This window comes from Paenibacillus sp. PDC88 (assembly GCF_900106725.1).
GTDB classification, from domain to species: Bacteria; Bacillota; Bacilli; order Paenibacillales; family Paenibacillaceae; genus Paenibacillus; species Paenibacillus shunpengii.
Genome location: NZ_FNNT01000012.1, coordinates 35,725 through 51,194 on the forward strand (window position 1 = coordinate 35,725; position 15,470 = coordinate 51,194).

The window sequence follows — 15,470 nt, forward strand, 5'->3', positions numbered from 1 at the left end:
CGGGGAAGCACCTCGCACACTAGGCATTTTGCCTGTGTCGAGGTGCTTTTTCTATTTTCCGGCAACCTTTTATATTCTAAAATTTTATAAAGAAAGAGTTGATTAATTAATGCGTACAACAGAACAACGTTTCGAAAACGTAAACGAAGAGCAACTTGCGTGGGCGGATCTTCGAGAGTCCCATCGTGTAAATCAAGTGCTCTACGCTGAAGCAGTTGGATTAGAAACTTTGGTATTTGGTGAAAAGCGTGAAGAAATGCTTAAGCTTTGCTACAAAGGTGTATATGGCTATCTACCTAAGACACGAATTGATAACTACGAATTCAAGGGTCTACACCACTTTTTGGGTAAGGAATTCGAATTCGTTGTCGAGAGTATCGATCGCGAAGATGGTGAGAGCCACTGGTTTCTCGCGAACCGTATTGTCGCCCTGGATGTTTCTGCAAAGCGTTTCTGGCGTGTAGCTAAGGAAGGTTTTGTGGCTGTTGGTTTCATTCGTGGTATGGACGTTTCAAATTTGTACCTACTGGTTGAAGGTGTTCCTGTCGTACTGAACAAGAAAGAAATAAGCTGGTCGTTTATTGAGGACTGCCGGTTGGAATTTGAAATTGGAGACACTATCGATGTAAAAGTTCTAAAGGCTGAGGCTCCTACTGCTGAAAATCCAAACGGACTGCTGGAAGTAAGCGCAAAGGCTCTTCTTCCAGATCCTTGGCACAAGATTGCCCATTTCAAAGAAGGAAGTTCCTACTCCGGAACGATTACTAAAATACACTCTGAACATGGTGTATTTATAGAGCTGGTACCGGGATTGACTGTCCGGACGAACTTTCCACCGAACGCATCACCTGATGTCCTGCAAAAAGGAAAGAAAGTCTCAATCAAGGTGTTAGAAATCAACCATCAGCAAAAGCGAATGAAGGCCATTACAATCATTCCTAATAAAGCAATTAGTGCCGGCAGACGAGGCAGAAGACTCGTCTGATGAAGAATAGCGCATTGGGACTTAGTTTTGAAGGCTCTGAGCATCCTGAGCGTGTGGCGAGAGGGACATCTGCTCCCTCTCATTCACCACACGTACTTACATTAGTTCCTCCGGAGCACAATCCTTATGGCCAGGATTCACCGAATGACATTGGTGAAATGTTGTTACCGGACGGCTCGAAATTCGGTTTGTTCAGTGATCCATATGCCTCTCAGGTATTTGTTAAAGCGAACGAGGGGATTCGTAATGGACAGTACTGGTTAGCAGAGAAGTTGAATGATGGGCATTTTCGTGATAGAGAAATCAAGCTACTCGACCTACTTTCTACCATTCGAGTCGCAACACGGAGCCAAATCCACCGAGTATTAAGAGATGACCCAACAAAAGAAAATGATAATAGCACTTTTGAGTTCATCAAAAAGTGCCGTAAAAGCGGGATTATTTGTGCTTTCTCATGGGTATCTCCTCTGCAGGATGAGCGTAAAAAGCCAACTGTATATGCCTTGACTCGCACAGGTGCTCAAGCAGCAGAAACCTTGTTTCAAAGAAGGTTGCCGGATAAATTTTGGCTTCAGCCTATCGCTTTTCCACCAGGACGATCCCCCTCTATGGATGTGTTCTTTCTGGATTTGATTGCAAACGAGCTCTACAGTGAGCTTGTTAGCATTGATCGCTTGACGGAATGGACTCGTAGACCACCGATAAAAATTCCGGGCACAAACTCAAATCATTATCCTTACGCCTCATTTAAGGTCATTAAGAATAGAAACGATTTTAAAGAGTTCTGGATTGAAGTTTTCAGACCGACTCGAGATTGGGTAAATAAGACGATTGTTAGGTTCGAAAGGACAGAACTCGCTTATAAATCCTTGCCGGAGCATCATAGACCCAACCGTTTAATTTTAATTGCAGACGGAGACAGCCGCATTAAAACTCTTGCAGAGCTGGCTCAAATATATATGCCGAGTGTGGAAGTTCGCTTCAGCACCGACGAACGTATTCTTTCCGGAATTGGTCCCGACACTTTTATATCCTATAATTTCGAAAAAAATGTTCTTGTACGAAAGTCTATTCCGTACTTGCAGCCAAACTACTCAGGGATGACTGCTTCACAGTATTATGAGTCGCTGCAGCCGAATATAGAAGATGATGACATCTAGAATCAAGAAGATTTATTGGGAAGGGGGGAAACCCCTTTCTCAATACGTTCTTGGTCTAAATTATTGACAGTTTCTCACTTTATAACTTAAAGTGGATAGATAATATTAACTTTTGACAATTATGCACCGTTGTGCTGATTAAGTATATTCTTTAGAACGGGGACTGAGAAATTATGAGCACAAGCTCACGCCATGAAAACTTTCCAGTTGATTTAATTATCATTAGTGATCAGCTGGACAATCGGACCAAGTTAAAATATTTGAAGATGTTCTATATTGAAACTCAAGGTTATGTTGTTGCAAGTACTGATGAGTCCTCGTATAACTTATTTAAAGTTGTAGAGATTGAAGAAGGGAATTCGGAGCTTCACGACATCGACAATGACGATGAATGGGACAAAGTCAATGATTATCTGTTAACTCACTACAAAGACGTTCTTAATTAAATCGGCTCTATCCCCTGCTGGCCCATCCGGGCCACTTTTCATTCCAACGCTTATCATTCAAATAGATTTATGGTATTATTTAGTTATACCGTTCTTCATTTTTCTTTTACTGGTCCCGCCACGCGGAAGGACCCATTCTAACTTACATAACAAAACCAACAAGGAATTACTGTGTCAAAATCCATCTATTTATAGATGCCTAATTACAATTGCTCTTTTTTCGAGTTGTAATTTTGGTTTCTGTGAATGGGTGGTTTTTTTGTTTTTAACCTATTTCGATTCGACAGGAGGAAACCAAGAGTGATACTTAAAAAAGTAATGATGACCTGGGATCAAATTCTAGAACTACCTAAACCATTGTTGTTTGGTAAAGGAAGTGTAAGAGCTAATCGCTTCGATCCTACGAGGGTCTATTTGGAATTTTCCAGTGTTGAGGTAGTAAACATGCGAAATCTTTATCGTCAAATCAAAATCTGGCTCAAAAACGCACGTTGTGTATCGATCCAGTTTACTTATGAGGGAGATCTGCCAACGAAAGAACTTAAACGTCTGCGCTTTTCTCGCTCCGCTGACAAGATTTGGCGTTCACCACATGAGAATCTAAGCATAGCTGCAATTCCTGTTGTCAATGCCGGTACTTGGATTTTGTCTGTTGAAAACAGGAAGGATAAGTTGGGTGTCCCCGTTGATGCATCAGATCTCTCATCGTTATTCTCCTTTCAGCTCTCCATTGATGTAGAAGGGGAGGTCATTTCGTCATGACTATAAAAGCAGCTATCCTAGTAGACGAGATCAATGCAATACATCAACTGCATTCCATGAATATTCAAGGAATTCGGCCATGGGTTTCGTTCTATGAGGCAGTTCATTCGGTACTCAAGAGCGATTATGGAGATGTAAATTGCGAGTATCACTTCTATGGAGCCATTCCACCTAAGAAGCTTGATGAGAAGCGTTATTACGATCGAACTCGCTTTTTTGATGCTCTGAAAAAAGATGGTATCCATACCCACAAAGGGATCTGTCAGCCCGATCCAAATGGTAGGTTGCAAGAAAAAGGAGTTGATGTACTCGCTGCACTCGATATAGTTGAATTTGCCCGCGAACAGTACGATATTTTATTTATCTTTTCGGGAGATGCTGACCTTGTACCAGCTGTCGAGAGAGCTCGTAAATACTCAAAAGTGGTTGCAATCATTAAAGAAGATTGGCCAGCAAGGTATATGCGTGAAAGCGTTGATCGCGTAATTCCACTAGATATATTGATCGAAGTGATTGATAAGGCCCATTTGGTCCCCAGAATAATGAAAGGGAGTAAACAGGCTGTTTAGATGATTGAACAGAAAAAACGAATTAATGCGCATGCAGAATGAGCCAGTGTGATCCTCCTATGAGGTTTGCATTGGCTTTTTGATTTTAAACGATATATTTCGGAGGGAACAGATCATGACAACTACAACTAAGCGTATTAGAGCTTCCATTACCAAACCACTCAATCCTATGACCCTGCAGACAGCTATGATGAAGTTGCCGCAAAAAGTAGAACAGATCGAAAAAGCAGAATATGACCGAGCAGGAGTTCAAGTTTCTGTAATTCGAATCCACTTTACTAGTCTTAATGTGCCTGGTTATGTGGTGAGTGATGAGCACGGGGGCGCTTTCTATCATTACTGCGAAGATAGTGCGTCAGGGGCTAGATGCAACCATTTTGCATTTGCTCAAGCTATAGCAGAAAAACTTGGATGTCTAATGCAGAAAACCTATCACGCGAAAGATCCGAGTGACTACGAGCATTTGGTTAAGGACGCCACAACCTATGATGACGTCTCTTTAAACTTCAACGTGGTTCCACCTGTCCCGGTAGGGTCTTCTGCAGCGGCGAGTTCTGCTACTCCAATTTCTTCGTCGAATCCAATGATTTCGACATCAACAGCATCTCCGATCTCGACCAAGCGTAATTGGAGAGATGGCTTCAATGAAGTTCTATCTTACTTGAAGGACGAGAATTTTCCTGCGTCTATGATTATGGATATTAATGAACTGCGCGAGTCCGTATTCGATAAGGTACAGATGACGACGATGGCTACAGAGCCGGTAAAGCCAGAAATGCCTTACATGGGAACATTTATTGCTCGTGCTTTCCGGCACATTCTGAATGGCAAAGATCTAATTCTAATCGGTGAAAAAGGTTCCGGGAAGGATACGTTGATTGCAACCATCGCATGGGTGCTCGGCTTGCCGGTTTATTTACAATCAGGAAATGCAAATGAAAGTAAGGAGAGCATCGTTGGAGACCGTTCCTTTGCTAAGGGGGAAGTCTTTTTCGACCTATCTCCATTTGCTACTTCGGTACAATACGGAGGCATCTCCAACTACTCGGAATTGAATATGATTCCAGGACAGATTACTGCAGTATTCCATCCCGTCCTTGATGAAAATCGACAACTTCCAACCTTAAAGGGCTCGATTCAACGTCATCCGCATCATCTTTTTATTGGTTCGATGAACGTGGGTGAGCAATACGCAGGTGTAAGCTTGACGAATGGCGCTTTGATGGACCGTTTTGCGGTCTTAGAGATGCCATATTCGCTGGAGTTTAGGGAATTGTTGATCAAGAAAACAGGTTTGACGGATAATTATACATTAACCTTCTTGGAAAACGTGAAGAAACAAATAGATGAGCTGATTACAACGGAAGGGACGGGAGAACGTTCTAAGACCATTCGTGGCTACATCGGCGCGGCGCAACACTTCAAGAAGTATGGTACGAACTTAGAGATGAAGATTGAAGCGATTGAGGATTTCATCCTGAATCGCACTGAGGATAAAATCGAAAAGATCAAGATTCGCGACGGGCTTCGTCAAAGTGTTTTTCCTGACCTTCCAAAAACGAAGGAAGAGGAAGATTACGAGAACGGAGCAATCTGATTAATGACCAGAGGGGGATGATTCAGTTCCCCTCCATTTCTATTTAAAAACTCAGATATTGGGGGAATCCACTATGGCATTACCAGTTAACTTACTCCCGTCGAGGGAAGCGATCATTAAAGACAGAGAGCGGGAGCGATTACAACGCTACCTGTTCATCAAATTCGGACGAAAAAAATTCAACATGTATTGGACAGATTTGGAGACCTCCTATACCAATTATTCTGATATATATATTAAGTACAATCTTCAGACCCCATCTCATCAATCCTTTACCATGGATGAACTTCGAATGCTGCGAAAAGGCCACGCTATTCACGAGCGAGGTCATATTGAGTATGACGTAGCTGGCGTTACTTATAATTGGAGAGAGCAAAACGTATCCACTGATAGGAAAGAGTGGGAATCTAATGATAAGTACCCCATGGGATGGTTGAAATACTTCTCTGGGATGATGGTCGATGTACGTATGGAAAACTTCGTAATCACCGATTTGCCTGAGGCAAAGCAATACTTTGACTTTTGTAACTACAAATGGCGCTTCGGTATCCGAGGAGAGCATGCGGGTGAAGACCGCCTTCATGATTTCCGCGAATGTTTGGCAAGCAGAGGTTTCGGCCTGATAGATATACCTGATTGGCATCCCGAGGCCATTGCTTTGACTGATAGCGTTATGGATATGGTCGAAGACGTAAAATTTAGTAAATCTACACAGGAAGGTATGGATAATACGACACGTATTGTAAAGTCTGTGTGGCCAACTTTGTGGGATTGGATGGTCCAAGATGAGCAAGAAGAAGAGAATCCTCAAGTGGATGAATCTGGGCACGACAATTCGAGTTGGGGCGATCCGGATGAGGTTCAGCAAAACTCTGATCGCGTTGTGGTTAAAATGCAGCTGAAAATGCAGAAATGCGTTGACCAGAATGAGTCTGAATTAGAAGTAGGTGATGCAGATGAAGACGGAGCTCTCCAAGAAGAATCCGATCTTGATCAAGAACCAGATTTCAAATCGACACTGAAATCATTGAATGCAGAACTAGCAGCTGATGAAAACGCTGCTGACGAGGAAACCGGACCTTATAAAGCTCAGCAAATCAACGTCACTATTGACGAAAAGAGAAAAGGCAAATTACCTCATTCAGATCATGTGGTGTTAACCCCGTTTTATGAACATAACGTACCTGAGTACAATAGGATTAAAGCCGAAGTGCAGCGCCAAATCCAACCGGTGGCTGCCGCCCTCAAAAAACTGCTGGATCCAACACCTGATCAGCGTTATGCTAATCAACGATCTGGGCGCTTGAATGTATCCAAGGTATGGTCTGCATCAATCATGGATGACCCAAATGTATTCATAAAGAAGGTGAATGGCACTCCTGCTCAAGATGCACGAATTTTAGTTCTTGACGATTGTTCTGGCTCTACCCAAGGGGAGTTCCTTCCTGGGACTAGCAGGATTGAAGCAATGAAGCGAGCGATCGTGTTATTGTCTGAAGCAACGCAGTCTGCCAAAATTCCAACAGCTGCTTACGCCTTTACAGACAGTGACTATGTTCAACATGAGAATGGAGAGGTCCAGTATCCTGTCCCAGACGACCAATCGATTCCTGAAAGAGCGGTTATTAATCATGCATCTATTGTATTTCCTCTAAAGCCGTTTGGGAAGCTCACGGACGTGGAGAAAGGATTCATTGGTGGTTTAGAACCGCAAGTTGGAAACCGTGATACTATTGCACTTCAATGGGCAGTAAATGAATTAAGAAGGTATCGGGAATCCATTCGTCTACTAATTGTTCTTTCTGACGGACAGCCTTGGTTTCAGGAGGGGGAAGACGAGAATACAATGAAATCCATTGTACAACAAGCGCAACAAAATGGTATAGATGTAATCTGTCTTTTCATTGGATCAGGATATGCTTTTGAAACTGTGAAAAAAATGTATCCTGGCGGTGCCATCTTCGTTTCGAAGAATCTTGCAAGGGATCTTTCACAAAATGTCATGCAAATCATCAAACGTCGTAGAAGATAGTTGACGATTTATTAGATTTATTCTAATATTAATGTTAATTAAATAATGAACGCAGGAAGCACCTGCATGGAATCGTTTAACGAGATTTCCATGTAATGGTGCTTCTTTTTTTTTTCGATAATAGATTTATGTCTTCAGTGCGTTTACAATATGAAGGAGAAATGAGGAATGAAGGTGGATAGAGAAATGTCAAAATTCAATGACCTCATCTCCAATGAGATAGACGCCTTGGCCAAAAAGAAACTGGACATGCTGAGCTGCCGCATTGAAAGTGAAAAGATTGATCGAATGATTGAATCCGATCTCCAAAAGGTAGCTAAGGGACTAATGAATAGTAACCTTCACGAGCTAAAACCGGTACTCGAGAAGTTCAAAAATAAAGAGAATGAGCTTCTAAAGAGATTTATAACGATCCAAGGCGCTGGTCAAAAAATAAGTGATGCGGAACATCTTGAACAAATCCGCTACGATCTCATTATAAAAACTATCGAGCTTACGATCCAATTAAAACGTGAGTATCGAAAGCAATACAATTCGCACATTCTTGAAAAGAATCTTATTCAAGGCGGTGTCTTTTTATCAGGCACACCCCATGCTGTAACAATGAACAAATTAACTGGAGGCGACATTCTCGAGTTAGAAAGACGTGGGTTCCGACCTATGATATATAAGAATGACAACGGGGCGCTTCTGAACTCATATGACACGAGGGTATTAGTAGGTTTATTTAAACTTTGGCTGAACCAGGGGAAAAACAAACAGATCCAGTTCGAGTTCAAAGATTTAGCTGAAGCTATGGTTACTAAACCATCCGGAGGAGAGTATCGCCTGATTCACAAGAGCCTGAAAAATATTGCGGCTACCTGGGTTGAATATAAAGAATACTTTGATCCGAATTCTTCAAAGTTCTACTCTGCTACAATTCAGCATCGTCCGATCAAGAGTTTGGCTTGGATTGCACGAACCAAGGAAGAAGAAGGTGGAAAAGAACGGGCTGCGATTGTATCCTTCCACGATGTTCTTCATGAGTCACTCCTTGCAGGTAACTATGTTTTCATAAACATGGTAATCTTTAATGAATTGCCTACTTCCTATGCAAGGATGATCTATTTGAAAATCCTTGATGCTATTGAAGATGGGACTTCCACATTTGACCTAGATGTGTTGATTGATCACATCATCTTAAAGGATGAAGAGGATACGAAATTTAATCGTGCACGGACAATACAGACTATTGAAACTTCGTTTCGCCATCTCTTGGATGCCGATGTTATTACCGCGTTCAATTTGTGTAAAACAGGTAGAAAATATACTCACATCGAGTTTGTAGCGTCAGACTGGCTTCAAGGCCATAAAGCTACGTTAGGAACGGAACCCGAGAAAATGTCGGTCCTGGATAAGCCCCTGCAACTTACAATGCTCGATATAGCCGTTTCAGCTTCAAAATAAGATTTGAGGTCAACTGTAAAATATTCGACTGCAAGGTCTAAGCTCTAATGCAACAACCTTGCAGTTTAAATTATTTACTAACCATACATTCTACTCCCTATTTAACCATACATTCTACTCCGTAATTCTCAGTATCCATACATTTTACTCCGTCAAAATCCATACATTCTACTCCGCTTTTCGCCATAAACCATACATTTTACTCCGTTCAATTTTTATTGATAAAGAAAAAGTCGATTAATGTGGAAAAATATTATCAGAATTTTTAGGGAGTAGAATGTATGGTATAGGAGGGAGTAAAATGTATTTTACACGGAGTAGGATGTATGTTCATGGGAGTAGAATGTATTTTACGCGGAGTAGAATGTATTTTTAAGTGTACAATCGGTCTACTTCATTAAATTACCATACATTCTACTCCGATTGACCGATATTGGGGTAAATGTTAATGTCGAAATAGGTTAAAAGCTGACATTTGATATAAAACAAAAAACTTCCGTGCCACCGGAAGTTTGATGTGAGAGATGTGTACCACCACATGTCTCATAAATAAATGTACTAGACCAATGGCGTGCCAGCCTAAATTGATCTCTGCAGCCTTTAACTTCCAATCGGATGTTAAGGGTCTCCTTTAGTTTTGTCTTCTAAAGGAATGATACCAAAATATCCCGCTTTACGTCTACAATCTGAGCATTTTTTTACATATTCTTATGAGAGGAGGTCCAATTATGACGGATGTAGTTTTTGAGTTCACACAGCCCAAAGAATCAGGGAAGAAGGATATCGCACTAACTGATGGATTTATAGATGCTCTGTTCTCCATCTCGGAAAAGATCCATGCCAGTGAGAAGTTCAGAACACGAAGCAATGGTGTTAGTCGACTTGTTTGGCATGTGACTGAAGCTGATTTAATGCTTATGGTTACACTTCATGTGTGCTTCAATTCCGAAGGCAAGCTCCAAAATGTATCAAGACATCAGATTTACAAAAAACTCCATGAACTTTACGAAGATCCATGCTGTGATGATCAGTTCTACATCGCATTTGAAAAATTCGTTAAATTGGGCCTCATTCAAGAAAAGGTAACTGGGGTAATTAGTGAGTTTTCGCTTAATCACTTTATTAATCCTGAAACCAATAAAATTGGACGTATTGTTGTAGTAAATCCTTTTGTGTTTTCGAAACAGTTCACGGATTTGCCGATCTCTGGGCAAAAGTTTGTATTCGATCTACTTCGGAAGCAGGGCAATCAGAAGGGGAAAGATGTCTTCTATTGGTTAAACAAAGAGAAGGGCATCTTGAAGCAGCTGCACAAGCGCCATGTTTATGAGCTCCGGAAACTCTTAGAGCTTCTTTCTAACACACGTATTTCTGACGAGCCTCTTATTAAGTCATGGAACATTGAGGGTAAGAAGGGTACAACCTCAGCAAAATTAACCTGCTTAATTAATGACTCCTACATAAGCGAATACGTCCCAGGAACCCAATATCGGGATGTCCTTCATGGTAAAAGGACACACCGGAGGATTATTCGTCATCTTCAAAAACTCTTATCCGAGAATCTGATAGGAGAATTCGAGTTAATTAATAACGGAAGCGAATTTTTCCAACTTGTTCGTATGCTGAGAGGTAAGAGCTTTAAGTATATTCGCTATGTAGTCGAAAAAATCCGAGAATTATACGAAAAGAACAGAATTTTTCCAACGAATATTTTAGATTTCATCCAAGATGAATTGCGCCATAAGGGTATGGTAGCTTACCTCGAGATCGCTAAAGCTACCGGAGTATATAAATTTATTAGTCCAAGGAAACTCGAAAAGGGTCGACTTTTTGAATTTGCATCCGCTGTGAGTCATCACAGTCTACGCTCATTCGAAAGAATGTGCAGAAAAAGCATAGCAAAGCTCGAACAAAACTATACTCGTCCAGCAGCTTATGATCACACCGATTACGCTAATTTCTCAGATTTAGATCATTATATCGACACTGTTACACTCCGCAGTTATGCATTCTCATTGGAGAAATGTCCTAATAAGTATCAGGACATTGAAATCCAGGCATTAATAAAAGTGGAGAATGGAACTGATCCTTATGAAGTTCGAAAATGGATGCAGAATCAAATAGAAAAACTTCCTTCATGGACTTTGATTCCTGATGTGCCTCATGACTTTAAGGTTGAGGAATTCATCTTAAAGAATATCCAACTTGCCTAGCCTTCGTTTTGAAATTTAAAACTTGAGGGCTGTTTGTGTTGTATCTTCACAAGTCTTAATTTAGTATCATCGGTACTCGAAGTAATGTTGTGATGCATGCAATTAAATATACAATCTCAAACGGATCCCATGATCCTATTTTTTTTGCATAAAATCAGTTAAATACAGAATTATTGAAAACAACACAGGTATCTATTCAGCTAAATACAGAACCAATATTGTTGATAATAAGAGTAAGTTAATTAAAAAATACAATTTCAGATAAATACAGAATTATAGTTGTTGATTGATCCATTATTATATGAATAACAAAGTGATCCAGTAGCAGCAGGACTTTTCTCACCAAATAGGCTTCGGATCTGAAATATTATTCTGTTTTTATGTCATGAATTTTTTCTTCTTTCTGTAATTTTGTATATCTAAAAGATGATTCTCTGTATTTTTCTGTTGATAAGTAGATTGTGATTTGTAGAATAAGGGTTAGAAGCGTTATAAGTAGTTCATTCTTTTATTTATTAGATCTTTCATTTAATAGTTACTACAGCATGACGGTATATCAGTACTTCATGTCTTTAATAATGAAATGGAATATGCTACAATTACCTCATACCTTTTTTATTTATTTCCAGTCCTAGCATGCGCACAAGGGCCATTCTAACAACATTGCACTCCTCTTTCGAGTGACCAACCATGTCTCTTTTAGACAATAATCCCTTTTTATTAGGATTAGAGATTGGTCATTGGAAAGGGCAAGTGCATTTTTTTGTGCCCTACAACCCAAACATCATTCAATAAGGAGGAACAGAGATGACAAAATCAATTAGCCAGGCAACCATTGATGAAGTGAAAAGTGTCGGTGTCTATGAATTAGCGATTCAGATGGGGCATATTGTCAAAAGTGGTGGATCCAGATCATGGGTTACTTATTGTCCAAATCCTAATCATGGCTACGAGAAAACTCCGGACACTTATATTAATAAGTACAAAGGAAACTTTCAGTGTTTTGGTGGAGGTGGATGTGGCTGCAAAGGAGGAGATGCAATTACATATTACTCCTGGAGCCAATATGGTGAGTGGGATAGTAAAAGGAATTTCTTGGATTGTGTGATCGGGATTGCAGATATTATGGGGATCCCTGTCATTTACAATGATGGCTCTTCGTCTGCTCATGAAGCAAGAAGGGATGTCTCAGTCAGAAGCATAACACCACGTCCTGCTATCGAGGATGTAGAACCCCAACCTGACGACGTTTGTGATCGTGTCTATCGTCGTTTTTTATCTCTCTGTCCACTTTACGAGGAGCATGTGAATGAGTGGCGTTCCAAGAGACAGTATACTGACGAGGAGATTGTCTCCATTGGATTGCGTTCTATCCCAAGAGAATACCCAGAAATAAACAGCATTATTAAGATGCTCCTATCCGAGGGTTATAATTTGGAGAGAATACCGGGTTTTACACAGAAATTGCGTAGAAACGGAAATTTTGAGAACCCTCGAGACTGGTACTGGACCATTGCTGCAATGGGTAAATATTTTATTCCAGTTCGTAATGAACTTGGCCAAATTATGCGTTTGAGAATATCGACTGGTAACGGAAAAAGGAAATATTTATGGTTCTCTTCGGGACCGAATATCGAATTTGAGAGTGATCCGATGAAAATGCGTAAAGGAGGAGCTTCTTCTGGTGCTCCCCTAAACATCGTTCCTCCAAATACAATTTTGAAAATTTGGGATCCAGGTGAAGAAATTACTTCTTACATGGGCCAACCAGATCTTGTGGTAGCGACCGAAGGGGAGCACAAGTCGTACTTTTCTGCTAATCGGATTACAAAGTACAAATCAATCTTGATTGGGTTGCCAGGTGCCGGTCAATACAAAGACGTTATCCCTGCTCTAAAGAGGTGGGGTGCGAAGAAGTTAGCGATTGCGCTTGATATGGATGCTCTTGTTGCAAAAGATAAAGAAGGTGGAAAAAACAAGATTGTCTTTGATAATCTTGTGGAATTCGCGAAATTGGCTATAGAGGAAGAGGGCATTGAGGTTGTTATTTGGTGCTGGGATCCTAATGTAGCTAAGGGACTAGATGATTTACTCATGGCTAATGAGTCCCCTGTAGAGATTGACTTGCGGAACAAATCTAGACGCCCTGTACAAGTCGCATAGACTAAGATCTAAGAGCTAATCTAAATATAATTGTGCTAAGAGAAGGATATTAATACTCTAAAACATAGGCTTCTACGATTCTCTTTTTGAATAATCTGTTATCAGAGATTTAAGGTTTATCCAGGACATACTTGGATAAACCTTTTTTTATTTCACTCTATTCATAAAAAAGGGGCGAAAATATAATGCATATTGCTTTAGTTGATATTGATAATACGATCTGCCAAACAAATGAAAAGATATATACCAAAGTAAACAGAATAGACGTTGATCCGCTATCACTACCTCAAGAATTCTTCATGAACAATCCCGATGTATATCTGGATGCAGAACCAGCACTAGGAGCTGCGGAGAAATTGAAGGAGTTTATAGAACAAGGCAATCATCTTTTTTACGTGACTGAGCGTGAAGCGTGGACAAAAACAATTACAGAGTTTTGGTTTAAAGAACATAACTTCCCTAGACTACCAGTCATATACACTGATGATAAGCGCAGGGCAGCATTACGATTAAAGGCGACCCTGTGTATTGAAGATGACCCTTGCGAATTGCAGACGTTAATGGATTTAATCCCTGCACTTGTACCCGCAAAAAATTATAATAAATCATTCGAACGAAGATTTAAGGATTGGTCATCTCTCAATTTGACGAGAGTTGATTAAACACCTGAGCAGATTAGTTTGATAAGGTACTTCGACTCGTACAAAAGAATTTACACACTACAAGCTATTAAACAACTCGATAAGAGGTATCAAGTCTGTCTTCGGACGACCATCCCGCTGGGGAGTAACCTCCTATCGAGTTTTTGTTCTTATATTTTCCTAAACAAGGAGTGACAAGCATGAATAAGTTTAATATTAGAGCTATTGAATACGAAAGAACTGCAGTAAAAAAGTTGAAGAAGCAGGGTAAACTGTTCACTTGCACTAATAATGAAAATTACATCGATAAAGTGGACAACAAATTTATTTATTTTCGAACGAAAAAAAGCACGAATGCCAATAAGGTCCCAAGGGAGCTGATCCGGAGGGCGATTGCTTACCTATTATATAAACGAAGTGTAACACGCCAGCAGTTGGAGAAATTTAATCATTTTAATTCATTCATTATGGGTTTCATTCGGTTAGCACTTGTAGATATCAAGCAAATTGCACGTCTGCAAGTTCTTGCGACACGGGCACATCGAATTGTAATGAAGGGGATCCGTTTCTTCTTCGCCGGCCTCGATCGTGACCCAGCCATGATGTATATGATCAAAGAATATTCACAGGCACCAGGGAGCTGGTTCTGATGAGTTATTGGCATCTACGTCATGATACTCATGAAAATTGGAAGAAGAATGCCCGGAGATATAAATGTAAGGTGCTATTGGATTCAGGTGAATTTTCGTACTACAAGGCAAGAAGAACACTTAGAATGGAACAACGTATTTTATCAACAATGATTGAAGGGACCCAACAATGGAAACAACAACTCTATGTTGTGGAAGAACAAGCTCGTAAGACGATTCCTATATCCATAAAAGAGTATGCAACATTTGTGAATAAGCATCGAGACATTTTGTTTGGTTGCTTCAATCTTGATGTTGTGGGCGACCCTTGTAAGAGCAAAATCAATGCCAATTATCTTCGTTCTAAAGGCGTAAACCCGATTGAGATATGGCACCCTCAAAGTGGTTTTGATGCGCTAGGCAAACTCGTAGCGGAGGACCATGAACTGTTGGCTATCGGAGGAATGGTGTTTCTAAGCGAAGAGGAAAGAGTCCGTATCTTAGATAAGATTTTCTCCTTGTATCCGGATCAGCCATTTCACATCCTTGGCTGCAGCTCACGTGCATTGTATCGGTATCCAATTCATTCTAGTGATTCGACCGGTCCAATTATGGGGAGAAGATATCTTTCTCTTATAACGGAAAACGGACATGAGAAGGCGGACCAAGATCATGATTGGCATGACTGGACAGAGGATGAAGCGCTTGTCTTCAATATTCATCAACTTTCAAAATTGGAGGAGGCCTACGAAGGTGTGCAAATTGAACTTGTCAGCCCTCCCGCGATGCATACTGGGGTGCAAATGAGTATTTTTTAAGGGGGA

At 40.6% G+C, this 15,470-nt stretch carries 13 protein-coding genes; all 13 read left to right on the forward strand.

All coding sequences use genetic code 11. The annotated features are described in order from the left end of the window. Positions 1 to 109 precede the first annotated feature (109 nt). The 13 genes from BLW49_RS24855 (at position 110) to BLW49_RS24915 (ending at position 15,464) form a co-directional block, all read left to right on the forward strand. Positions 110 to 985: a hypothetical protein gene (locus tag BLW49_RS24855; RefSeq protein ID WP_090727556.1), complete on the forward strand. Its 876-nt coding sequence runs from the start codon at positions 110 to 112 to the stop codon at positions 983 to 985. Further along, a complete protein-coding gene (locus BLW49_RS24860) occupies positions 985 to 2,145 on the forward strand; it encodes a replication-relaxation family protein (protein ID WP_090727558.1) in 1,161 nt (386 codons plus the stop codon). The genes BLW49_RS24855 and BLW49_RS24860 overlap by 1 nt, the downstream gene beginning before the upstream one ends. A gap of 173 nt (positions 2,146 to 2,318) precedes the next feature. Then, positions 2,319 to 2,591, forward strand: coding sequence for a DUF1292 domain-containing protein (locus tag BLW49_RS24865; RefSeq protein WP_090727560.1), 273 nt, complete (start codon positions 2,319 to 2,321; stop codon positions 2,589 to 2,591). Positions 2,592 to 2,891: 300 nt separating this feature from the next. Next, positions 2,892 to 3,353: a hypothetical protein gene (locus BLW49_RS24870; RefSeq protein ID WP_090727562.1), complete on the forward strand. Its 462-nt coding sequence runs from the start codon at positions 2,892 to 2,894 to the stop codon at positions 3,351 to 3,353. After that, positions 3,350 to 3,922: an NYN domain-containing protein gene (locus BLW49_RS24875; protein WP_090727563.1), complete on the forward strand. Its 573-nt coding sequence runs from the start codon at positions 3,350 to 3,352 to the stop codon at positions 3,920 to 3,922. Before BLW49_RS24870 ends, BLW49_RS24875 begins: the two co-directional genes overlap by 4 nt. 115 nt (positions 3,923 to 4,037) lie before the next feature. Then, positions 4,038 to 5,519 carry an AAA family ATPase gene (locus tag BLW49_RS24880; protein WP_090727565.1) on the forward strand — a complete coding sequence of 494 codons (1,482 nt, stop codon included), beginning with the start codon at positions 4,038 to 4,040 and terminating at the stop codon, positions 5,517 to 5,519. Between the two features lie 73 nt (positions 5,520 to 5,592). Then, on the forward strand, positions 5,593 to 7,551 hold the full coding sequence (locus BLW49_RS24885) for a vWA domain-containing protein (RefSeq protein WP_090727566.1): 1,959 nt from the start codon (positions 5,593 to 5,595) through the stop codon (positions 7,549 to 7,551). A gap of 168 nt (positions 7,552 to 7,719) precedes the next feature. Continuing rightward, a complete protein-coding gene (locus tag BLW49_RS24890) occupies positions 7,720 to 9,000 on the forward strand; it encodes a hypothetical protein (RefSeq protein WP_090727568.1) in 1,281 nt (426 codons plus the stop codon). A gap of 728 nt (positions 9,001 to 9,728) precedes the next feature. Continuing rightward, entirely contained in the window at positions 9,729 to 11,213 is a 1,485-nt protein-coding gene (locus tag BLW49_RS24895) for a hypothetical protein (RefSeq protein WP_090727569.1), read from the forward strand. Between the two features lie 807 nt (positions 11,214 to 12,020). Beyond that, entirely contained in the window at positions 12,021 to 13,376 is a 1,356-nt protein-coding gene (locus BLW49_RS24900) for a hypothetical protein (RefSeq protein WP_090727570.1), read from the forward strand. 185 nt (positions 13,377 to 13,561) lie between these two features. Next, entirely contained in the window at positions 13,562 to 14,038 is a 477-nt protein-coding gene (locus tag BLW49_RS24905) for an LNS2 domain-containing protein (protein ID WP_090727571.1), read from the forward strand. Positions 14,039 to 14,217: 179 nt separating this feature from the next. Next, on the forward strand, positions 14,218 to 14,667 hold the full coding sequence (locus BLW49_RS24910) for a hypothetical protein (protein WP_090727573.1): 450 nt from the start codon (positions 14,218 to 14,220) through the stop codon (positions 14,665 to 14,667). A 125-nt stretch (positions 14,668 to 14,792) separates the two neighbouring features. Beyond that, the gene (locus BLW49_RS24915) at positions 14,793 to 15,464 is read left to right on the forward strand and encodes a hypothetical protein (protein WP_139237032.1); all 672 of its coding nucleotides are present in this window, start codon (positions 14,793 to 14,795) and stop codon (positions 15,462 to 15,464) included. The last annotated feature ends 6 nt before the right edge of the window (positions 15,465 to 15,470 follow it).